This is a genomic window from Nakamurella endophytica, assembly GCF_014646215.1.
GTDB classification, from domain to species: Bacteria; Actinomycetota; Actinomycetes; order Mycobacteriales; family Nakamurellaceae; genus Nakamurella; species Nakamurella endophytica.
Window position 1 is genome coordinate 1 of record NZ_BMNA01000023.1, and the last position, 22944, is coordinate 22944.

Here is a 22944-nt window from a genome sequence, read left to right on the forward strand (position 1 = left end):
ACACCGCCATCGGAGGTCAACCACCCATCACCAGATTGACCAACCTCCCTGGGCAGTACACCTAGGACGTGCGCAGCGCGCCGGTCGTCCCCTCGGCGGCCGGCCCGCCGCACGGGACCAACGAGCGCCGCCATCCGACGCAGGTCCACCGGACGACCACGGTGGCTCGACGATCGGCCGCCAGGTTCTTCTCCCAGCGCGGCGGACGGTGCGTCGACCGGGACGGTCCGGTCGCGTCGCGCTCGCGCGCGGCGGTCCGGGTCAGCGCAGCGCCGGTTCGGCCGCGGCCTGCCGTCCGAGGTACTCGGGGTACCAGCCGGTGAACTTCATCGCCAGCACGAGCGCCCCGATCGGCACGACCCAGTCGGTCCAGGTGGACCAGCCCGGCTGGGCGATCGACAGCAGCGACGAGGCAAACATGACCACGAAGGCAGCCGTCCACACCCACGCGATGACCGCCGTCGCACGGCGGAAGCCCGGTGATGCCCGCTCCTCCGGCGTCGCGCCCTCCTCGGCGTAGGCCAGGGTGAACGGCCGTCCGGTGAGGATGGTGACCGCCGCGACGACCGCCAGGAAGAGGTTGGAGGTCGCGTAGCTCCACTGCGCCAGCGTCCGGTCGTCGATCGCCAGGCCCACCGCGCTCAGGGCCAAGAACCACACCAGGGTGGCCACGTCCATGGTCTTGGGCCGACGGTGGTGCAGCAGGTCCCACCCACCGAGGACGACCGCAACGGCCAACGCCACCGCGGCGCCGGTCTCGAAGGTGTTGTTGGACGCGAGGACCCAGTACGCGATCCACGGTGCGAAGGCGAGGAGGACGGCCACCCGGCCATGATCACTCGCGGACGGGCAGGCGGAACCCGCGAAAAACCCTGAGAACCACGGGCGCGGGACCGCCACCGACAACCTGCGGCGGGGGCCCGCCGACGTGCCGCAGCGCGCAGCGAAGGGGCGGGCCGACGAACGGGTGGCACGTATCGTCGCGGCAGGGCTGTCGGTGTCCGGGAGCGGGAGGTGGGCATGGCGCAGGCGGTCGACCGGGACACCGGCGCCGACACCGGCTCCGACATCGGCGCTGGGGAGCGCCCGTCGATGTCGCTCGTGCCGCCTGCCTCCCGCTCGATCCACGGACGGGACGCCGAGATCGCCGTGCTCGGCGACTGGCTCGCCGGTGTCGTCCGCGGGGACGGCTCGCGGTGCGTCCTCATGGGGGAGGCCGGCGGCGGCAAGACGTCCCTGCAGCAGCTCGTCGTCGCCGCGGCCGACGCCGGCGCCGCCACCGTGCTGACCGCCGGCGGCCGGGAACTCGAGCAGGACTTCCCGTTCGGGACGGTCCGTCAGCTGTTCGACGGGCCCCGGGGCCGCCGGGCGTCCGGTCCGGCCGGCGTCCTGGCCGCCCGGCTGGACGACGCCCGCGGCCGGTCGATGGGGACGGGCGACACCTTCGCGCTGTTCCAGGACCTGTACTGGTCACTGCTCGACGTGGCGGACCAGGCACCTGTCCTGCTGGTGGTCGACGACCTGCATTGGGCGGACGAGCCGTCCCGGCGGTGGTTGGAGTTCCTCGGTCCCCGGCTGGACGGCGTCGCCGCGGGCCTGCTGCTGGCGTCCCGGCCCGACGAGGTCGCCAGGGCCCGGTGGACGGCGGGGGACGTCACGGTCCTGGACCTGGCTCCGCTGTCGGCGGACGTGACGGCCCGGTGGCTGACCGCCGACCTCGGGGCTCCGGTGAGCCCTCGCGTCGCCCGCACGGTGGCCGAGCTCACCGGTGGGAATCCCTTGTTGGTCCGCGAACTCGTCCAGGAGATGCGTGCGCACGGACTCGGCCCGGACGTCGGGGTCGACCGGCTGCGGGCCCTGCTGCCCAGCGGAGTCCGTTCCTTCGTCCTGCTGCGGATGGCGTCGCTGGACCAGCGGGCCTCCCGGTTGGCGGCGGCCGTGGCCGTCCTCGATCGCACCGACCTGCCGACGGCGGCGGACCTGGCCGGTCTGGACCCGGACGCCGCGGCCGATGCGCGCAACGAGCTGGAGGCGGCCCGGATCCTCGGCGGCGGCGCGGGGCCGGTGCAGTTCGTCCACCCACTGGTCCGCACGGCGGTGCACCACCAGCTCGACCCGACGCGACGTCGGCGGTTGCACCTGCGCGCGGCCGAGCTGCTCCACGGCCGCGGGGCACGGGCGGACCTGGTCGCGCCGCACCTGCTGGAGGCCGGCGACACCGACACCGTCTGGGCCACCGCCGTTCTCGCCGAGGCCGGGCGCCAGGCCCGGCGGCACGGCGACCCGCGGGCGGCGGCCCGGTGGCTGCGGGCCGCCGCCGCGCGGCCGGACGCGGGGCCGCAGGTCCTGCTCGAGTGGGGCGAGACCCTCGCCGCGATCGACCCGGCGGCCGCCGTGCAGCCGCTGTCGTCGGCACTGTCCCGCGCCGGCGACGGTGTGCGTGGGACCGGGGGCATCCCCGGTGCGACATCGGACGGCGCGGTGACGGTGCGGGCCAGGGCCGCGGTCGCGCTCGCCCAGGTCGAGCTGTACCGCGGACACGGACTGCAGGCCGCCGAGTCGCTGCTGGAGATCCGCGCGGAGCTGTCCGACGACGACCCGGTCGCCGAGCGGGTGGACTTCCAGCTGTTGGCCTGCGGCGCGGTGAGTGCCGCAGCTCGCGAGCGGCTGGCGCCGTGGCGGCGGCGGGTCGTCGCCGAGCGCTTCCCGGCCGGGGTCCGGCCGGGCTGGGTCCGGATGGTCGCCGCGACGGACGCACTGGACGGCGCGATGGACGGCCGTCCCGTCGGCGAGGTCGCCGTCAGCGTGTCCCGCGCGATCCACGGGCTGGAGACGGCGACCGACCCCGCCGTGGCCGGCATCGTGCTCTCCCTGATCGGTCTGGCGCAGCTGCTGGTCGACGACTTCGACGGCGCCCGCGCGGTCTTCGACCGGCTCGTGCAGCGCACCGACCGCGACTCGCTGGCCGACCGACACGCCGACATGCTCGCCCAGCGGGCCAGCCTCCGGCTGCGGGTGGGCGATCTGGCCGAGGCGCTCGCCGAGGCGCAGGACGCCCTCGATCTCGCCGACGCGGTCGGCACCACCAGCAGCCTGCTGCCCAGGGCGGCGGCGGTGGTGGTCTCGGTCGCCGCGGACCAGGGCACCGCGCCGCTGGCCTACGTCCTGGACGACATCGACCCGGATGCCACCGCTTTTCGGCTGCTGGCCTACAGCCGGGCGGAGCTGCTGCTGGCGCAGGGCAAGAACGCCGCGGCGGCCGAGGCCTTCGAGGCCTACGGGGCGATGAACCTGCGGCTGGGGTGGAGCGGGGCCGCCAGCCCGTGGCGGTCCCGGTGCGCGACCGCCCTGCGGCGGCAGGGCGTCGCACCCGACCGGTCCCGCGAACTGGTCGACGCCGAGCTCGCCATCGCCCGTCGGGCCGGCGCCCCGCGGGCCATCGGGGTCGCCCTGCGCGCCGCCGCACACCTGCGGGCCGGGTCGACGGCGGAACTCCTCGCGGAGGCCGTCACCGTGCTGCAGGACTCGCCGGCTCGGCTCGAGCTGGCGTGGGCGCTGGCCGATTTCGGAGTCGAGCACCTGCGCTCGGACCGCCGCGCCGACGCCCGCGCCGCGTTGTCCAGGGCGCACGACCTTGCGGTGGAGTGCGCCGCCCACCGGCTCGTGGCGCAGGTGCGACCCGCGCTGCTGTCCAGCGGCGGGCGGCCGCGACCGGCGGCGGACCGGCCACCGGCGCTGACCCGGTCCGAACGCGTCGTCGCCGGGCACGCCGCGCAGGGACTGGGCAACCGGCAGATCGCCAGGGCGCTGTTCGTCACCGAGAAGACGGTCGAGGCGCACCTGCGCCACGCCTATCGCAAGCTCGGCATCCGGTCCCGCAACGAACTGGCCGGCCGGCTACCCGCCGGCGACTGACTCGCCGGCCGGCGCGGGCACCGAAGGCCCCGCGAGAGCGTCGCCGGTGAACGCGGACGCGTGGTCGGCGGCCCAGTCCGCCAGCGAGGTCGGCGGCAGCGAGGTGAGCTCGGTGTAGGTGTCGGTGACCAGGTCCGCCAGACCCTGTCGCCAGGCGCGGAAGTGGGCGACCACCGCGATCTCGGCGACCTCCGCCGGCATGCCGGTCTGCTGCACCAGGACGGCCAGGAACTCGTCCTCCGGCAGGTCGTGGTAGCCGACCTCCCGTCCCAGCGCGGAGGTCAGCGTCCGTGCCATGTCGGCCATGCTCAACGCCTCGGGCCCGGTGATCCGGAAATCGGTGCCGTCCGCGGCGTCGCCGCGGTCCACCAGCACCGCGGCCGCCGCGCGGCCGACGTCGTCCGCGGCGACCAGGCCGACCCGCCCGTCCCCGGCGCAACCCCACATCTCGCCGCTGGCCTGGATGGCCGCGGCCTGCGAGTACAGGCTGGTCTCCATCACCGAGTTGGGGGACAGCAGCGCCCAGCGCATCCCCGACCCGGCGATGGCATCGATCGACCGGCGGTGCAGCGCGCCGAGCGCGTCCTCGTGCCGGACCGCGCCGTGCAGCTTAACGATCCGACGCACGCCCGCGCGGTGCGCGGCGTCGACGGTCGCCAGCTCCCGGTCGGCGATGCGGTCGTCCATCGGGGAGACCAGGAAGACCGTGTCGACACCGTCCATCGCGGCATCCAGGGTCTCCGGCCGGTCCATGTCCCCGACGACGAGCGTCGCGTCCGGTCCCAGCGCGCGCCGCCCACGGTCGGCATCGCGGACCAGCGCGGCGACGTCCGCACCGCGGTTTCGGACCTCGCGGAAGGTGCGGCTGCCGAACATGCCGGTGGCGCCGGTGACCAGGATCAAGGTGTCGTCCCTTCGACTGTCGACCGCGGTGGCCGGATCGCTGTCATCGTGGCATCCGACGGTGCTCCGGTGCGGGTGGTCGACCCCAAGAAGTCCCTGAGATCCGTCGCCCCGCCCGGACTGCCGCCCTGACGGCGCAAGGTCGGCCCGGTGGAAACCGACCGGGTGTGGGACGGTCTCCGTCCCCGTCGATGCGTGATCCAGCCGGTCAGCGCAGCGTGCGGGACGGTCAGGCTGAGGACGGCCGCGAGGCTCCAGACCAGCACGGTGCGGTCGCCGACGACTGCGAGCACGGCCACGGCGGCGATGCCGACCAGCGACGGCAGGGCGGCCTGGCGCAGCAGGCGGGCGCCGGCGGTACGGTGACCCACCCCGAGCGCGCGGGCGTCGGCGTCGATCATCAGACCGGTCTGGCGCCAGGCGTGCCACAGCCCGAAGTACGCGGCGAAGGCCGGCAGCGGGGCAGCGGCGACGAAGACGACGAGCACCGCGGTCAGATCCAGGACGTGGTGCCAGCGATGACGGCGCACGGCGTCGCCCACGAGCAGACCGACCGCCACGCCGAGGACGGGCAGCAGTGCTCGACAGACCTGGACGACGGCGACTCCGCGCCCGCCGGTCAGCCCGTCCAGCACGTCGAGGACGGCCGTGCCGTGCAGTCCCAGGGGCAGCAGCACAGGCAGTCCACCGCTCGCGACGACGACGGCGAACCGCCGCACCCGGCCGTCGGGTGCGGCGCCGATCGCATCGGCGAGCTCGAGGTCCGCGGCGCCGAAGTGCGCGACGGACACCGCCAGCAGCGCCAGCAGTGTGACGAGCGGCTGCAGCAACCAGATGCCGACCGCGGCCGCGGAGAGCAGCAGGTACGACCCGGCGATCGGTGCGCGCCGGCGCCACGACCCGTCCAGGCGGGCGATGTCGACCGCGCCGTGGGGCAGTCCGGCGACGAGGCTGGTCACGAGCACGACGCCAGCCAGCCCAGCTCCGGGGTCTGCTCCGGTCCGCCAGACGGTGCCTGCGCCGGCGGGGTGGGCGGACAGGGCCGCGCCGACGGCGACGGCCGCACCCACGGCGACCACCGCCAGCCGGGGTGTGACGACCAGCCACCGGATCGAAGAACGGAGCGGCATCAGGGTTGTCGCTGCCGGGCGGCGCCGTGGATGTCGCCGGGTCCGGTCGACGGTGGCGGTGACCACGCCGGCCGGGTCAGCGGGCCGGGCGCTGCGCCGGACCTGCCGCTGCAGCCGCGAGCGCGTCGGTCGCCCGCGCCGGTGGCACGCTCACCAGCTCGCCGGAGATCCACACCTCGGCCGGAAGCGTGTCCGGGACGGACGCCGCAGAAACGGTGCCCGCCACACCGCCGGCCGCCAGCGCGTCGGCGGCGGTGCGCAGCTTGGCGACCTTGTGGATGAGGATGCCGAAGCCCGCCTTGGCGAGGATGTCGGCGAAGGTGAACGTGAGCTGCTCGGCGGTGGCCCAGCCGCTGTTGTCCGCTCCGGCCCACAACGGCACGAGGTACGCCAGCGGGTAGGCGCCGAAGACGCTGAACAGCAGGATCAGTGCGTTGCGGTAGCTGATCAGCGCCTCGCCGCCGAGCTGCTGCGCCGTCGCGCGGTAGGCCCGCAGGGCGACACCGTAGAGAACGACGAAGAAAGCGGTGCTGATCAGGCCCCAGAGCCAGAACGCGCCGGTGACACCCCGCTGGGCGTCCTCTCCGAGCACCACCCCCAGGTATCCGGTGGCGATCATCAGGAAGGCGGCCGGGATCGCGACCAACCGGAGCCGGAAGGCCAGCACCCTGGTCAACGCGGCGACGGCGAGCAGCTCGACGGTCAGCAGCGGCACGGTCACCGACCAGTCCATGTAGCGGAGCTCGGTGACGACCGTCCCGGCGGCGGGCGTGAATGTCCGGCCGCCGTCGGCCGCGTGGAAACCGAGCACCCACTCCAGGATCAGCACGATGTAGGCCAGCGTGGCCACCCAGCAGATCAGCGTCGAGGCGATCGCGGCCGGGCGGTACGCCTTGGACACCTCGCCGCTGGTCTTCGCGCCGTAGACCCCGGCGGCGAACAGCGCGAACGCTGCGACCACGAAGCCGTACAGCACGAGCAGGTACTGCGCATGCGGGTAGCTCGAGGTCGCTGTGAACTCGGCGGCCAGGGTGGCATCAGGGTGCATGGAAGCTCCTTCGGTGGCGGTGCGAGACGGATGTTTGCAAAGTGCGAAGGTTGCGACTCGCACGCTACTCCGGGATCCGGAGAGACGTCCGGCAGGGCCACCGGCCGGCCGAAGGATCCGGTGTCGCGGCGCCGGCGCCGGTGCACGTCCGCGCCGACCGGCGCGGGATCATGCTCGGGTGGACGAGCACGTACGGGACACCCTGGTGGGTCTGTCCGCGGTCGTCGCCGACCGCTACGCCCGCGCCGCGGAGGCCGTGGAGCGGGCGGTCACGCCCGCCCAGCTCAGCATGATCGTGCATCTGCGCCGGCGACAGTCGGCGTCGATATCGGTGATCGCGGAGGCGAGCGTGGTGTCGGTGTCGACGGCGAGCCGGTGGGCCGACCGGCTCCAGGGCCTGGGGCTGGTCACCCGGACGCCGGCCGAGCAGGATCGTCGGGAGGTCGAACTGCGGCTCACCGCGCTGGGCCGGCAGCTGGCCCAGCGCTGGGACGATGCCCGTGTCGCCATCTGGGAGGACCTCCTCGGTCACCTGTCTGTCGAGGACCGGAACCGGGTGGTGGAGTCGCTGGACCGCTTTGCCAGCGGCCCGGCGGCATCCGCCGCATCGGGAGCGGGTCCCGGCCGCCCGGCGGCTCCGGCCGTCTCGGACGGCGTGTGGGCCCTCGAGCGGCGACTCGCTACCGCAGCACCCGACGACATCCCCGACGAGACCGTGCACTTCGTCCGTTCCGCGGTCGATGCGCAGGAATGCGTCCTGCGGGTGCTGACCTTCGACGGCCGTTTCCTGCACGTCGCAGCCTGGGCCCGGTCGGAGGCCGCCGGGGTCGCAGGTGACGTGCGACCCCCGAGCGACGAGACGGTCGATCGCGGTGCGGCCGGCACCGCACTGCGGACGGGGGAGCCGACTCTGGAGTCGGTCGGCGAGCACACCGTCGCACACCTGCCTCTCACCGCCGACAGGCGGCTGGGGGTGCTCTCGGTGACGTTCGGCGCCGAGCCGGGCCCGGGGCCCACGGACCTGCTCGCGGCTCTCGCCCCGACGGCAGCGGTGCATCTCGACGAAGCCGCCAGTGCCAGCCGTCGTCTCGAGCTCGCCGCCCGGACCCGGGCCTGGACGGTCGGCGCCGAGATGCAGGCTCGGCAACTGGGACCACGCCGCACCGTGACCCACGGGATCCACATCGCTGCCCATGTCGAGCCCTCCTACGACGGCTGCACCGACTCCCACGACACCGAGATCGTCCGACGCGACGGGTTCACCGCCATCGATCTTGCGGTGCTCGACGTCGCGGTCGACCGCTACACCGCGCCGCTGATCACGGGTCTCGCCCTGGCCGCCCTGCGTCACGCCCGCACGATGGGGTGCGACCCCGCCGAGCAGGCGGCGCTCGTCGACGAAGCGGTGTTCCGGCACTTCCGCGGCGAGGCCACGGTTGCGATGTTGCTGCTGCGTCTGACAGTGCAACCGTGGTCGGTGCACGTGGTGGCCTCCGACGGCATCGACGTGCTCGAGCAGGACGACAGCCTGACCCGCCTCCGGCTGCCTCGTCACGACCCGGCCGGCCTGACCGGTGAGACGTCGTATCGGGCAACGCCTCTCGACGTCGGTCGCGGCGGTCGGCTGATCGTCCTCGGCGACGGATTCGCTCGCCACAGTGCGGCGGGACAGCGCGCCGAGGACATCGCGCGCCGCGCGAGATCGTTGAGCCCCGACGAGGTCGTGCGGCTGGTGACCGCCGACCTGCTCGACCGCACGCAGCAGGACGGGCCGTCGGAGGACGCCACGATCCTGTGCATCGACACCTGACCCGATCCGCCATCAGCGGCAGGCGATGCGAGCACCGCCGCGGACAGCCGTCCGCCGGCGGGACAGCCGTCACCGCCGACGCACCGGCGGACAGCGGTCACTGCAGGTGCTTCACCACCTACCCGTCGACCAGCAGCCCGCGTACCGGGCCCTCCAGCCGCTCGGACCGCCGGGAGACCGCGGGCAGCTGCACCAGCCGGTGCGTGGGTGGCCGGCCGTCGTCGGCGCGGCGCAGCTGTTCGGCCGCAATCGTCTTCCAGTACCGGTCGACGACCTCGGTGGTGTCGCCGTCGATCTCGGACTCGTCGAGCTGAAGGTGCTCGCTCCACAACCGCAGTCGGGTGCGGCGCGCCAGCTCCCGGTCGTCGGTGACGATGTTGACCTCGGTGTCGTTGTACAGCGAGTGCTCGTTCAGGTTGGTGGACCCGAGGGTGAGCCAGTGGTCGTCGACGATGCCGACCTTGGCGTGCACGTACACCGAACCCTCGGTGTCGCCGTCGACGGCGCGCACCGTGGTGGCCAGCAACCGGCCCTGGTCGGCGTCCGCGTCCAGGAGCCGGGCGAGCTGGCCGCGGGTGGTGTCCTTGCCGTTGCTGGGCCTGGCCGGCAGCAGCACCACCACCCGGAAGTCCGGGTCCGGCGGGCGGCGGAGCTTGTCGACCAGGAGGTCGACGATCTCGATGGACCACAGGAACTGGTTCTCCAGGTACACCAACCGCCGCGCCTCGGTCAGGATCGCGTGGTAGGCGGCGAGATTGCCGAAGTAGCCGCGCGGGGCGAACCCGTAGGTCTTCTCGGGAACGGTCCGCACCAGCTGCACCGTGCTGCGACCGGCGGGCGGCGGCGTGGTGGGGGCGGGCAGCGGTTCGCCGGCCACCTCCTGCCAGCGGGACCGGAAGTGCGCGGCGACGTCGCCCACCACCGGGCCGCGCAGTCGCGCCGCGACGTCGTGCCAGCCGGTCGTGTCGCGGGGCGGGTGGTCGTGGTGGTCCCAGCGGTCGCCGGCGAGCCGGGACAGGTCGATGCCGCCGACGAAGGCCACCTCGTCGTCGACGACGACCAGCTTCTCGTGGTGGCAGTGCAGGGTGCGTTCCCGGGCGTCGAGCTCGCAGCGCACCCTCCCGCCCGCGGTCAGCCGGCGCCGGATGCGCTGCACGCTGCGCCGGGTCGGCTGGAAGAACGGCAGCGGCGGCCCCGCCCACAGCAGCACCCGCACGTCCACCCCGCGCCGGGCCACGTCGTCCAGCAGGTCCGCGACCGCGGGCTCGCCGGGGTTGCGGGTCAGCCGGAACTCCGGCTCCAGGTGCCACCCGGCGATGTGCACGTGGGATCGCGCGGACCGCACCGCCTCGTCGATCGCCCGCAGCGCGCTGCGCCCGTCGATCAGGACGTCGACGTGGTTGCCCTCGCGCGGCGGGGTGTCGCCGGGTGCCCAACCCGGTGCGTCGTCCGGTAGGTCGGCGACGGCGGGATGCCCCAGGCCGCGCAGCCGGCGCTGGTGGTGCCGCCGGACCAGCGCCTCCAACCCCGACCCGAGGGCTGCGTCGAGCCGGTCCACCGCACTGCCGATCGCACCCACGGTCGCCCCATCTCCGGTGACCCCTCGGCCTCCCGGCAGGTCGCCGTGGTGCCGGTGGCCGGGCGGCCCGCCGGGTCGTCGCTGCGCAGGCTATCGGTCCGGTCGGGTGACCGCCGCCCCGTCGCAGCGCCAGTGCTGCCGTCCCCGGGCGGGTCGGGTCAGCGGGCGATGCCCAGGTCGCGCAGTTCCGCGAGCACGTCCGCGGCGACCTCTGCCAGCGACCGGTGCTCGTCCGGACGGATCCACTGCGCGAACGCCACGTCGAAGACGGTGGCGCCGGACTCGGCGGCCAGCGTGGCGGCGGGCTCGCCGATGCCGCGGTCGCGCAGCGTCGCGGCCACCGCGGTGGCCAGTTCGGCCAGCTTGTGGCGCTCCCGCTCCTGCAGCGTCGGGTTGCCGTCGATCACCGCCTGGCGCAGCCGCGAGTACGGCCGCCGCTCGTCCGGGAAGAACGTGGCGGCGGACGCGAGCGAGGCGGCCACCAGGTCCATCGGCGCCGTGCCGGCCGGCGCGGCGTCGATCCCGGCACGGAACGCCCGGACGAACTCCTCCTGGCCGAAGAACAGCACGTCGCGCTTGTCCCGGAAGTGCCGGAAGAAGGTCCGTTGGGTGAGCCCGGCCGCCTCGGCGATCTCGGCGGCCGTCGTGCCGTCGAAGCCCTGCCGGTCGAACAGCTCGAGGGCGGCCTGTTGCAGCCGCTGTGCCGCGCCGGGTTGCCACCGTCCCACGCCCTCAGTCTAGTGATGACAGCGACTGACGTCAGGGTCTACAGTGATGTCAGCGGCAGACATCGCCGCGGGGACGAGAAGAGGAGTCCGCAGTGCACGTATTCGTCACCGGAGCGTCGGGCTGGATCGGGTCGGCGGTGGTCGACGACCTGCTCGCGGCCGGGCACGAGGTCACCGGCCTGGCCCGGTCGGACGCCGCCGCCGAGCGGCTCGAGGCCCGCGGCGCCCGGGTCCGCCGGGGAGACCTCGACGACACCGGCAGCCTGCGCGCCGGGGCCGACCCGGCCGACGCCGTGATCCACCTGGCCAACAAGCACGACTGGTCCGATCCGGCCGCGTCGAACCGCGCCGAGCGCGACGCCGTGCAGGTGCTCGGCGACACCCTGGCCGGGAGTGGCCGGCCCCTGCTGGTCGCGTCCGGCGTCGCCGGGCTGGCTACCGGGCGCCCGGGGACGGAGGCCGACCCGTCGCCCTTCCACGGCCCGGACGCGCCGCGCGGCGGCAGCGAGAGCCTGGCGCTGGAGTTCGTGGAGCGTGGGGTGCGGACCGTGATGCTGCGGTTCGCCCCGACGGTGCACGGAGTGGACGACCACGGCTTCCTCGCCGTGCTCGCCGACACCGCGCGCCGTTCCGGCGTGTCGGGTTACCCGGCCGACGGGACGAACCGGTGGGCCGCCGTGCACCGGTCGGACGCGGCGCGGATGGTGACGCTGGGGCTACAGGCGGCCCCGGCCGGCACGCGGCTGCACGCGGTGGCCGAGGACGGCGTGCCCACCCGGGAGATCGCCGAGGCGCTCGGCCGGTCGCTGGACCTGCCGGTGCGGCCGGTGCCCGCGCAGGACGTGGCGGCGCAGTGGGGCTGGATCGGCGGCTTCTTCGGCATGGACCTGGCCGCCACGAGCGCGACCACCCGGGAGTTGCTCGGCTGGACGCCGTCCGGGCCGACGCTGGTCGAGGACATCGCTGCCGGCGCGTACCGGTAGGCGGGGACCTCGCCGGCCGGCCCCCGACAGACGCCCGGCGAGGTCGCCCGACAGGTACCCGGTCGGGGAGCGGGCCATGCAGATCCGGCCGCCGTCAGCCGACGGCGGCCGGCGCCGGCCCGGCGGAGGGGTCGACGGTGAGTCGCTCCCGGGACAGCAGGGCCGTGCCGGCGACCAGGGCCAGCACGAAAGCCGCTGCGGCGCAGAAGAAGCCGAGGGTGATGGCGTCCGCGGCGTGCTGGGGCCGGCCGCCGGCGCCGGGCCCGCCCTCCGCGCCGAGGACGACCGCACCGATGACAGCGACGCCCAGCGTGCCGCCCAGTTGCCGGACGGTCTGCACGATGCCGGACGCCTGGCTGCGGTCCGCGGCGTCGACACGGCCGAGCGCGTCGGTGTTCGTCGGCGACATCAGCAGCCCGATGCCCAGACCGGTGAGCACCATGCCCGGCACCTGGGCGCCGTAGCCCAGCGTCGGCAGCGACACCGCCCACGCCAGCAGTCCGGCGGTGCCGACCAGCACCCCGGTCAGCACCGGGGGCCGGACGCCGGCCGCGTCGTACCACCGGCCGCCGAGCTGGGCGGCCGCGGCGATGGCGACGATGAGCGGCAGGGCGCAGACCCCGGCGAGCATCGGGCTCATGCCGAGCAGGACCTGGAGGTAGATCGAGCTGTAGAGGATCACCGCGAGCAGGCCGAACTGCACCAGCCCCAGCACCACGACGTCGGCCAGGAACGCCCGCCGCCCCAGCAGCCGGACGTCCACCAGAGGCGACGGCGAGCGCAGCTGGGCGACGACGAAAGCGCCCAGCAGCACCAGGCCGACCGCCAGCAGTCCCGCCGTGGCCGGTGACGTCCAGCCCCAGGTCCCGGCCTGCTGGACGGCGAGAACCGTGGCGGCCACCCCGAGCACCAGGCCGGCCACCGGCGCTGCGGTGATCCGGGCCCCGTCGGTGCGGACGTCGGCCGGGTGCGCGACGTGCACCAGCACCAGCGCGGCCACGCCCACCGGCACGTTGAGCCAGAACACGGTGCGCCAGGAGACCGCCTCGGTCAGCACACCGCCGAGCAGCGGGCCGACGGCGAGGAAGACCTGGCTGATCCCGGCGTAGACGGCCATCGCCCGGCCCCGTTCGGCCACCGAGAAGGCGCCGATCACCAGCGCCGCGGACACCGGCGTCATCAGCGCGGCGCCCGCGCCCTGCAGCACCCGGGCGGCGATGATCCACGCCTCCCCGAGGTCGGTGGCCGGTGCGAAGCCGCAGGCCAGCGACGCCAGGAAGAAGACGGTCACCCCGATCCGGAAGGTCGTGACGCCGCCGAGCCGGTCACCGAGCTTGCCGCCCAGCGCCACCAGCGCCGCCATGGCCAGCACGTAGGCGTTGACCACCCACTGCTCACCGCCGGCCGACAGGCCCAGCTCGCGGCTCATCGACGGCAGGGCGACCGTCACCACGGTCTGGTCCAGCAGGATCATGGACAGCGAGCCGGTCATCGCGACCAGTACCAGCCAACGTTGGGACATCCGGTGCACGACAATGCCTCTCGCTGGGTACTCGACGGCCGGCGGCCCGGGGCGGGCCGGACGTGATCCAGCGTGGCCCCGACCGGCTCGCGGGCGACTGGTAGGAACTACCAGTCCGCGCGCGCAAGGACCGGCGCGTCGCCCCGGTCAGGCCGGGACGCCGAGCATTCCGAACGAGGCCGGGTCACCGCGCACCATGGCGGTCAGCTGGTGCCGCGACGTGACACCGGTCTTGGCGTACAGGTTGGACAGGTGGAACGCGACGGTGCTCTGGGTGATGAACAGTTCCCGGGCGATCTGCGCGTAGCTCAACCCGTTGAGGACCAGGGCGAGCACCTCGCGTTCCCGGTCGGTCATCGCCCACGCGTCCTTGACCGGCCGCGGCGCCGCGCCGACCGGCTCGCCGCTGCGGCCAGCCTCCAGGTAGGGCGCGGCCCCGAGGGTCCGGTACAGCTCGGCGGCCTCCCGCCCGGCGCGCTCGGCGACGTCGGTCCGGCCCGCCCGGGCCGCGATCCGCGCGTGGTCCACCAGCAGGTGCGCCCGGTACAGCGGCACCTCGGCCGACGGCGCCCCCGCCGCCCGCCGCAGCGAGGCGGCGGCGACCGCCGGGTCCCGGCCCGTCGCCTCCTCGAGCAGCCCGCGCAGCCAGTCCCGGACGGCACCGGACCAGTCAGGCAGCAGCGGCAACCGCTCGATCGACGTCAGCGCCCAGCCGCCGAGATCGGCGTCGCCGGCCCAGGCGGCGGCCAGCGCCGCGTGCAGCAGTTCGACCAGCCCGTTGCCGCGGGACGCGGTGAACCGGTCGAACAGGGCCTGCTGCGACCGGACGTAGCCGCGACGGGCGTCCGGGTCCGCCCCGGCGTGCAGCCGGACGACCTCGGCGACCATCAGCATCCGGCCGGCCTCCTCCCACGGCTTGCGCCGGTGGAAGTCCCGCGCCTGGTCCAACAACTCGTCGGCGCGGGCGAAACGGCCCTCGGTCGACGGCAGCAGCGACACGGCCGCGGCCACGATGGGTTGCAGGAACCGGCCGGATCCGGCGTCCACGGCCGTCTCGTAGGCCGCCCGGGCCTGGTCCCACCGGCCGCGCCACCAGTGCGCCTGACCGAGCCGGGCGATGTAGGCGCCGTCGGCGATGTCGACCTCGCCGTTGCTGAACCTGCGGTGCACCTCGGCCAGGTCACGCGTCGCCGGCTCGAGCAGGCCGCTGCGCAGCCGCAGCACCCCGCGGCCGGCGACGGTGACGGTCTGCTCCGGAGGCGCGGACGCGGGGTCCTCGGGCAGGTCGGCGAAGAGCGCGGCGGCGCCGGACAGACCCTGGGTGCGCTCCAGGACGTAGAACCCGGGGGACGCCGCATAGCCGGCCAGCGCCGGGTCCTCGACCCCGATCGCGGCCGCCCGCTGCAGCGCGCTCGCCACCGCGGCCGTCGTCGCCCCGGCGCCGATCCCGGCCCAGGCCAGCAGCACCAGGTGGCGGTAGGCCGTCAGCGGGCGGACGCCTGCGGGATCGTCGAGTGCGGCCGGCACCGGGTCGAGCAGCCCCAGCGCCACGTCCCAGCGGCCGAGGACGATCTCCAGCGCCGCCTGCACCACGGTCCGTTCCGGGGTGTCCGCCGCGCTGGTCAGCAGCTGCCGGTCGGCGGTGGACAGGTCGGTGTCCTGGCCGAGCAGGGCGTCGAGGACGGCCTCCAACCGGCGGCGCTCCCGCACCGACGGATCGGAACTCAGCGCGGCGGCCGAGCGGTGGTAACGGGCGGCCAGCCGGTGCGACCGGGCGTCGTGCAACTCGCCGGCGAACCGGGACAGCTCGTCGGCCAGCACGTCGTCGTAGTGCTCGGCCGCGGCGATGCGGTGCTCCAGGCTCGTCGCCCGGTCGGTGGTCGTCCCGGCGGCGCGCAGGTGCAGCAGCCGGCGCCGGCTCGGCGGCGTCGACTGGTACACCGCCGACCGGGTCAGCGCGTGCGCCACCCGCACCCACGGCCCGCCGTCCGGCCACTGCTCGCGGACCAGCCCGGCGTCGGCCAGCGCGGCGGCCGCGTCCCCGGGTTCGGCGACGTCGGCCACGGCCGCGGCGTCGTACAGGCTGAGCCAGCCGCTGCCCAGCACGCACACGGCCCGCAGCAGCTCCGCCGACGCCGCCGGCACCCTGGCCACCTGCCGCGCGGTGAGCTGCGCGTACTCGGTCGGCGCCGGCAACATCCGGGTCCGGCGCAGCTCCTCGGCGTCGTGCTCGCGCAGCAGCGCCCGCAGGTACAGCGGGTTGCCGCCGGTGTGCCGCCACAGCCGTTCCGCGACGTCGGCCGTCACCTCCGGCCGCAGCTCGGCGACCAGGCGGCGGGCGTCGGTCACCGTCAGGCCGGCCAGCCGGAGCCACCAGGCGTTGCCCGGGCCGGACGCCCAGCGGCGGAGTCCGTCGTGCACGCCGGACGCCCACGGCCGGGTGGCGACCGCGACGAGCAGGCGGTCGCCGGTGGCCCGGCGCAGCAACCAGGTCACCGCCTCCACGGACTCCGGGTCTGCCCACTGCAGGTCGTCCGCGCGCAGCAGCACCGGTGCGTCCCCGCCGACCTCGTCCAGCCGCTCGCGCAGCGCCTGCGCCAGCACCATCGGGCGGATCTGCGGCAGCTCGGCGACCTGCGACCCCCACTGCTCGAGCAGGTCGAACGGCGTCTGGTCGCCGGACTCCAGCGCGTCCGCGTGGAGCACCCGGAAGTCGGTCGCGGTGGCGACCAGCTCGTCCAGCAGCGCGGTCTTGCCGGTGCCGGGCGCACCCTCGACCACCAGCAGGCCGGGACGTCCGGCGCGGGCGCGGTCGACGGCGGCCCGCAGGGTGCTCCGTTCGGTCTCGCTCCAGAAGTGCATCGGCAGGGCTCCGCAGGTGGTCGTCGCAGAGGGGTGACGGGCGCCCCTGGATCCTGGCACGGCGGCGGCCCGGTGACCGGCGGTGGGCCGGACCCCGCCGTCGTGGATCGGGCCGACCCAGCCGGCCGCGGAACTGGTGGAAATCGCCAGTACGCCGGCGACGGCCCTCGGCGAGGGTGGGTGGACACCACCGGACCACCGCCCGGGCCCGTGCGGCCCGGCACCTGCTGGAGAGGCCGTCATGCCGCGACGCACCCACCACTCCCGGGGAGGACGCTGACATGGATCCCGTCCTGACCGCACCGTCGCCGGCCCGCATCACGCCGCCCGCCGTGCGTGCCCTGCGCTCCGCCGTCGCCGGACCCGTCCTCGTCCCGGACGACCCGGACTACACCGCCGAGGTGGCGGGCTTCGACCTGGCGGTCCGGCACCGCCCCGACGCGGCCGTCGGTGCGGCGTCCGGCGCGGACGTCGTCGCCACACTGCAGCTGGCCACGGCACACGGGCTGCCGGTCGCCGTGGTCGGCACCGGCCACGCCGACATCCCGGAGCTCGACGGCGGTGTCCTGCTGACCACCCGCCGGCTGGCCGGGGTCACCGTCGATGCCGAGCAGCGCACCGCCCGGGTCGGCGCGGGCACCCGCTGGCGAGAGGTCGTGGCCGCCGCGGACGCGGTCGGCCTGGCGGCCATCTGCGGGTCCGCCCCGGACGTCGGCGCGGTCGGACTGCTGCTGGGCGGCGGCCACGGACCGGTCGGCCGGACCTACGGGATCTGCTCCGACCGGGTCCGCTCCCTGGAGGTGGTGCTGCCGCAGGCAAGGGCCCCGCTCACGGTGACGGCGGACGCCGAACCGGACCTGTTCTTCGCGCTGCGCGGAGGCAAGCACGACCTCGGGGTGGTCACCGCGGTCACCGTCGGGCTCGTCGAGCGACCCGAGATGCAGGCCGGCGGATGGTACTTCGACGCCGCGGACATACCGCAGGTGCTGGCGACGTACCGGACCTGGGTGACCTCGGGGACGGTGCCGGACACCGTCACCACATCCGTGGCGCTGCTGCGCCCACCGGATCTGCCCACCGTGCCCGAGCCGCTGCGCGGCCGCAGCGTCGTGCACCTGCGGGCGGCCGTCGTCGGTACCCCGCAGCAGGCCGACGAGCTGCTCGCCCCGCTGCGATCCGCGGGGACACCGGTGGCCGGCGGGTTCGGGCCGCTGCCGTACGGGCGGATCGGCGAGATCCACCGGGACCCGGTGCTGCCGTCGGCGCACGCCGGTGGCGGCCTGCTGCTCGACGACCTGACCGAGGACACCGTCGCGGCGCTGCTCGACCGCGCCGGCCCGGCGGTGCGCGCCCCGCTGGGCATCGTCGAGATCCGGCACCTGGGCGGGGCTTTCGCCGTCCCGGTGGACGACGCGGTGGCCGGCCGGGACGCCGCCTTCGGTGTCTGGGCGTCGAGCCGGCCGATCCCCGACGGCCCGGACGGCCGCACCGACGGGCCCGCGAGGACCGCCGCCGCGGCCGCGGTCCGGGCGGTCCTCGACGGCCTGCTGCCGTGGTCGTCGGGCGCCGCGCAGGTCAATTTCAGCGGCATGGTGAACACGCCGCAGGAGGTGGAGCGGGGCTGGCCGGCGGAGACGCTGCGGCGCCTGCGGGAGGTGCGGCGCGCCCGCGGCCTCGGGGATGCCGACGGGGAGCCCCGCGGTGCCTGGTCGGCCACTCCGGAGCCGGTCCGCGGTCGCGGATGACCGCCGTGCCCGGTCGACAGGTCCGGGCGCCGGGGCCAGGATCGAGGCACCCGTCCGGACAGGAGCCCTCCGTGCGCGTCTTCCGCATCATGGCCAACCTGCACGTCCCCGACGTCGCGGCGGCCCGATCCTTCTACACCGACTACCTCGGCCTCACCACGGAGGAGTTCGACCTGGGCTGGGTCGCGCGGTACACCTCGCCGGACACCGGGGCCACGGTCCAGCTGGTGACCGGCGACGCCTCGGCTCCCGTCGACTCCGCGGTCTCGGTGCACGTCGAGGACGTCGAGGCCGCCTACGCCGACGCCCAGGCCCGCGGGTACCAGATCGTGCACCCGCTGACGACCGAGCCGTGGGGAGTGCACCGCTTCTTCGTACGGGCACCCGACGGCACCGTGCTGAACATCGCCGGGCACCCGGACTGACGGCGGGCAGCCCCTCCCGCCACTTCCACAGTAGAGCGCACCCCGCGTCTTGCGGCAAGACCCGGGGTGCCGCGCAGAATCCCCGGCCGGGCCCACGACCTGCGACGACGCCGCGATGAGCGGCGCGGTGGGTGGCCCGGACAGGGAGACACGCGACCGATGACCACGCCCGCCGCCCGTACCCAGGACACCGCCGCCCACGGCCCGGACACCGCCGCCGCGGCTCCGGACCACCGGATCCCCGCCGGGGTCTTCCGGCTGCCCGGCCACCTGACCGCCAAGGCGGACCCCGCGCTCGTCGCCGGCGACGAAGGGCACTTCGCGGACATCGCCGCGGCGCTGGAGCGCTCCGTCGCGGAGCTGACGCACCGGCTCGCCGCGGAGCGCAGGGCGCCCGCCCGGTCCGGGTCCCAGGCCTTGGACCGCGACGAGGAGATCCACCGGCTGACCGCGCGGCTGCGGCTGCTGCGGCGCTCGGGCCTGGACCTGTGCCTGGGACGCATGGTGCGGTCCGACGAGCCTGAGCCGGTCTACGTCGGCAGGATCGGGCTGACCGACGGCACCGGCCGCCGGTTGCTGGTGGACTGGCGCGCCCCGGCGGCCGAGCCGTTCTTCGCAGCGACGCACGCGCACCCGATGGGCCTGGTCAGCCGCCGCCGCTACCGCTGGACCCGCGGCGGGATCAGCGACTACTGGGACGAGGTGTTCGGCCCCGAGGGCGTCACCGGGACGGCGGCGCTCGACGACCACTCGGCCTTCCTGGCCGGTCTCGGGCGCAGCCGGACGGCGCGGATGCAGGACGTGCTCGCCACCATCCAGACCGACCAGGACGCCGTCATCCGGGCCGGCTCGCGCGGCGTCCTGGTCGTCGACGGCGGCCCGGGCACCGGGAAGACCGTGGTCGCCCTGCACCGGTGCGCGCATCTGCTGTACCGCGAGCCACGGCTCGTCCGGGACGGCGGGGTACTGGTCGTCGGCCCGCACCGGCCCTACCTGGGCTACGTCGCCGACGTGCTGCCCGGGCTGGGGGAGGACGGCGTGCGCCTGTGCACCCTGCGCGACCTGGTCGCCGAGGGCGCCGCCGCGGTCGCCGAGGACGACCCCGAGGTCGCGCGGCTCAAGTCGTCCGCCGCGATGGTCCGTGGCGCCGTCGAGGCCGCCGTCCGGTTCCACGAGGAGCCGCCGGTCACCGGGCTCGTGGTGGAGACCGACTGGGACGAGGTCCGGCTCACCGGACAGGACTGGGCGAGGGCGTTCGACGCGCCCGATCCGGGCACCCCGCACAACACCGCCCGCGAGCAGGTCCTGGACGAACTGGTCGAGATCCTGCTCGAGCGGCACCGCCCGGGTGTCCCGGCCGAAGCCGTACGGGCCGCGCTGCGCCGGAACCCGGAGCTGCTCGGCGCGCTCCGCCGTGCCTGGCCCCTGGTCGAAGCGGCGGACCTCGTCGCGGACCTGTGGTCGGTACCGGCCTACCTGCGCCGGTGCGCTTCCTGGCTGGACGCGGAGCAGGTGCAGCGGCTGCAGCGGCCCGATCCGCAGCGCTGGACGCTGCCCGACCTGCCGCTGCTCGACGCCGCGCGGCAGCGCCTCGGCGACCCGGCGGCCGCCCGGCACGAGCGCCGGTGGCGGGCCGAGGCAGCGGTCCGGGCGGCATCCATGGCGGCGGTGGTGGACCACCTGATCGAGTCCGACGATTCGGAGATGGCCGTGATGAGCATGCTGCGCGGGCAGGACCTGCAGCAGGTGCTGGCCGACGACGGGACCGGCACCGGCCCGGACCCGGACGGGCTGGCCGGGCCGTTCGGTCACGTCGTCGTCGACGAGGCGCAGGAGCTGACCGATGCGGAGTGGCAGATGGTGCTGTCGCGCTGCCCGTCGCGCAGCCTCACCGTGGTGGGCGACCGGGCACAGGCCCGGCACGGCTTCCTCGAGTCGTGGCAGGAGCGGCTGACCAGGGTAGGCGCCGGGAGCCCGCGGTCGGCGTCGCTGCGGATCAACTACCGGACCCCCCGAGAGGTGATGGTCCTGGCAGAGCCGGTCATCCGGGCCGTGCTGCCCGACGCCGGCGTGCCGACCTCCGTCCGCAGCAGCGGGCGGCCGGTGGTGCACGCGGCGGCGACGGAGCTGACCGCCACGCTGGACGAGTGGCTCGGTTCCCATGCCGAGGGCACGGTGTGCGTCGTCGGCGACCCGGCCGTGCGGTCCACCGGGCGGGTGCGGTCGCTGCCGCCGCAGCTGTGCAAGGGTCTCGAGTTCGACCTGGTGGTCCTCGTGGACCCGGACCGTTGGGGCACCGGGGTCGAGGGCGCGGTGGACCGGTACGTCGCGATGACCCGGGCGACGCAGCACCTGGTCGTGCTGCACAGCGGTGGACCGGAGGCCGTGCGGTCCGGTGGCACCGGGGTGGCACGGTGACCGGAGGGACGACTGGGAGAGGACGGGACGGGACGGGGCGACCGCCCGGACGGTGCCGGCACGCCCGCGGGCGGCTGACCGCGCACCGACACCGGGTGGCGCCGGCCGCGGGTGGCGCCGGCCGCGGGTGGCGCCGGCCGGCCGGCGGCGGCGATGCCGGGGCTGCGGCCGCCGGAACTGACCGCGGGACGGGACGGGCTGCTCGGCGGGTTCGGGCCGGACGTCGGCGTCCTGGGCCTGGCGCTCGCGCAGGTGTTCGCGACGCACCAGGTCGACGCGGGACGCGTTGCACTGGCCGATTTCTCGGACCGAGCCAGCTACGCCCTGTCCACCGGGCTGGTCAACGGCGACCTGTTCGGCGACATTCTCGCCTTCTCACTCACCGTGGTTCGTGGCGCCGACCGACCTGCGGCGCCGGCCGCGGGTCTTCGTGTCCCACGGCGTGCGGGACCGGGTGCTGCCGATCGACCGGTGCAGCCGGCGTCTGGTCGCCCGGCAGCGCGGTGGGTACGACCTGGGAGTACCACGACGCCGACGGTCACGTGGTGCCCGAGGACATGGAGGCCTGCGCGTTCGACCGGTTCTGCGGCTCGTCGGGGGAGCCGGCCGGAGAGCAGCGGCCCCGTCGGCGCGGACGAACGGGGCCCTCCGTCGCCGGCGTCCGGCCGATCGGTCGACGGCGGCTCGGGCGTGACCGGCTCGGAGCCGGACCTCGGTGTGACACTCGTCGCGGCCCCGTCGAGCCAACGATTTGTTCACGCTGCGAACGGATACCGTGCGCGAGTGGCTGTCCAGGGTGGGGTGCGGTCCGTGCCGCGGCGGCTGGCCGCCGAGCTCGGGGCGTTCGGGGTCGTCGGCGCGGTGAACACCGTGCTGGACATCGTGCTGTTCAACCTGTTGCTGTTCGGCCCGCTGCCCTGGGCGTGGGCGGCCAAGGCCTGCTCCACGACAGTCTCCGCCGTGTCGTCGTACCTGATGAACCGCCACTGGACCTGGCGGCACCGGTCCCGCCGCGGCCTGCGTCGCGAGCTCTCGCTCTTCCTGGTGATGTCCGCCGTCGCGCTCGGCATCAGCGAGGCGTGCCTGCTGGTCTCGCACGACCTGCTGGGCTGGCGGTCACCGGCGGCCGACAACATCTCGGCCAACGTGGTGGGGCTGGCCGCGGCGACCGCGTTCCGCTTCTGGTCCTTCCGCACCTTCGTGTTCCGCGCGCACCCGGCACCGGCGGTTCCCGTGGCCGTCGGCACCGCGGACCGCTGATCCGGCGCACCCGGCCGGTCACCGCACCGCCCGGGTCGGCACCGCCGGCCACCGCACCGCCCGTCGCCTGCGGGCACATCCGGGCTCGGGACGCACCGGCCGGTGACCGGTCCGGGCGTCCCGGGAGCGGCGCCGTCCTCTGCTAGCGTCCGGTGGCTGCACAGCCGGGACTGGGGGGAACCACCGTGAAGCTGTCGATCCTGATGCCGGTCTACAACGAGGTCGCGACGTTGGGGTCGGCGGTGGGTCGGGTGTTGGCGGTGGATTTCCCGGTGGACGTGGAGTTGGTCGTGGTGGACGACGGCAGCACGGACGGGACGCGGGAGTTGTACCGGGCGTGGGCGGGTGATCCGCGGGTGCGGGTGCATCTGCAGCCGGTCAATGGTGGGAAGGGGTCGGCGATCCGCAAGGGTGCGGAGTTGGCGACCGGGGATTACCTGATCATGTGCGATGCGGATCTGGAGTACGCGCCGGAGGAGATCCCGGCGTTGTTGGCTCCGGTGCTGGCCGGGGACGCGACGGTGGTGTACGGGACGCGCACGTTCGGTAGCCACAACGCGTTCTCGTACGTGTACGTGTTGGGCAACCGGTTGGTCACGACGGCGGCGAACGTGTT

General features: G+C 75.0%; 16 protein-coding genes. 8 read left to right on the forward strand and 8 right to left on the reverse strand.

The genetic code is table 11. From position 1 onward, the window contains the following. Positions 1-261 precede the first annotated feature (261 nt). A complete protein-coding gene (locus IEY37_RS21565; protein ID WP_188945005.1) occupies positions 262-825 on the reverse strand; it encodes a hypothetical protein in 564 nt (187 codons plus the stop codon). Positions 826-1020: 195 nt separating this feature from the next. Here IEY37_RS21565 and IEY37_RS21570 point away from each other — a divergent pair, with 195 nt between their 5' ends. After that, positions 1021-3915, forward strand: a complete 2895-nt coding sequence (locus IEY37_RS21570; RefSeq protein ID WP_188945006.1) for an ATP-binding protein — start codon at positions 1021-1023, stop codon at positions 3913-3915. Here IEY37_RS21570 and IEY37_RS21575 read toward each other — a convergent pair. The 3 genes from IEY37_RS21575 to IEY37_RS21585 form a co-directional block, all read right to left on the reverse strand. Next, complete coding sequence (locus IEY37_RS21575; protein WP_188945007.1) at positions 3898-4818, reverse strand: NmrA family NAD(P)-binding protein; 921 nt, start codon at positions 4816-4818, stop codon at positions 3898-3900. The genes IEY37_RS21570 and IEY37_RS21575 overlap by 18 nt on opposite strands. Continuing rightward, complete coding sequence (locus IEY37_RS21580) at positions 4815-5948, reverse strand: beta-carotene 15,15'-dioxygenase, Brp/Blh family (RefSeq protein ID WP_188945008.1); 1134 nt, start codon at positions 5946-5948, stop codon at positions 4815-4817. Before IEY37_RS21580 ends, IEY37_RS21575 begins: the two co-directional genes overlap by 4 nt. A 76-nt stretch (positions 5949-6024) precedes the next feature. Further along, positions 6025-6996, reverse strand: coding sequence for a bacteriorhodopsin (locus IEY37_RS21585; RefSeq protein ID WP_188945009.1), 972 nt, complete (start codon positions 6994-6996; stop codon positions 6025-6027). A gap of 178 nt (positions 6997-7174) precedes the next feature. On the opposite strand from IEY37_RS21585, the gene IEY37_RS21590 reads away from it, so the two are divergent. Next, the gene (locus IEY37_RS21590; protein WP_188945010.1) at positions 7175-8806 is read left to right on the forward strand and encodes a SpoIIE family protein phosphatase; all 1632 of its coding nucleotides are present in this window, start codon (positions 7175-7177) and stop codon (positions 8804-8806) included. Positions 8807-8924: 118 nt separating this feature from the next. Here the strand turns inward: IEY37_RS21590 and IEY37_RS21595 are convergent, their stop codons facing one another. Both IEY37_RS21595 and IEY37_RS21600 read right to left on the reverse strand, forming a co-directional pair. After that, positions 8925-10385, reverse strand: a complete 1461-nt coding sequence (locus IEY37_RS21595; protein WP_229674761.1) for a phospholipase D-like domain-containing protein — start codon at positions 10383-10385, stop codon at positions 8925-8927. Positions 10386-10543: 158 nt separating this feature from the next. Further along, positions 10544-11113, reverse strand: coding sequence for a TetR family transcriptional regulator (locus tag IEY37_RS21600; protein WP_188945011.1), 570 nt, complete (start codon positions 11111-11113; stop codon positions 10544-10546). Positions 11114-11205: 92 nt separating this feature from the next. Between IEY37_RS21600 and IEY37_RS21605 the strand changes: the two genes are divergently transcribed. Further along, positions 11206-12096, forward strand: coding sequence for an SDR family oxidoreductase (locus IEY37_RS21605; RefSeq protein WP_188945012.1), 891 nt, complete (start codon positions 11206-11208; stop codon positions 12094-12096). Between the two features lie 94 nt (positions 12097-12190). Here IEY37_RS21605 and IEY37_RS21610 read toward each other — a convergent pair whose 3' ends face one another. Beyond that, positions 12191-13618 carry an MFS transporter gene (locus IEY37_RS21610; protein WP_188945013.1) on the reverse strand — a complete coding sequence of 476 codons (1428 nt, stop codon included), beginning with the start codon at positions 13616-13618 and terminating at the stop codon, positions 12191-12193. Between the two features lie 147 nt (positions 13619-13765). Next, positions 13766-16480: a LuxR C-terminal-related transcriptional regulator gene (locus IEY37_RS21615; RefSeq protein WP_188945014.1), complete on the reverse strand. Its 2715-nt coding sequence runs from the start codon at positions 16478-16480 to the stop codon at positions 13766-13768. Between the two features lie 281 nt (positions 16481-16761). On the opposite strand from IEY37_RS21615, the gene IEY37_RS21620 reads away from it, so the two are divergent. The 5 genes from IEY37_RS21620 to IEY37_RS21640 form a co-directional block, all read left to right on the forward strand. Continuing rightward, on the forward strand, positions 16762-18225 hold the full coding sequence (locus tag IEY37_RS21620; protein ID WP_188945015.1) for an FAD-binding oxidoreductase: 1464 nt from the start codon (positions 16762-16764) through the stop codon (positions 18223-18225). Between the two features lie 71 nt (positions 18226-18296). After that, positions 18297-18650 (forward strand): VOC family protein, encoded by a 354-nt coding sequence (locus tag IEY37_RS21625; protein WP_188945016.1) that lies wholly within the window; start codon positions 18297-18299, stop codon positions 18648-18650. A 159-nt stretch (positions 18651-18809) separates the two neighbouring features. Then, positions 18810-21068, forward strand: coding sequence for an RNA polymerase recycling motor ATPase HelR (gene helR, locus IEY37_RS21630; protein WP_188945017.1), 2259 nt, complete (start codon positions 18810-18812; stop codon positions 21066-21068). 783 nt (positions 21069-21851) lie between these two features. Then, complete coding sequence (locus IEY37_RS21635) at positions 21852-22328, forward strand: GtrA family protein (RefSeq protein ID WP_188945018.1); 477 nt, start codon at positions 21852-21854, stop codon at positions 22326-22328. A gap of 185 nt (positions 22329-22513) precedes the next feature. Further along, the coding region (locus IEY37_RS21640; RefSeq protein WP_188944903.1) for a glycosyltransferase family 2 protein at positions 22514-22944 on the forward strand (431 nt) is incomplete at its 3' end.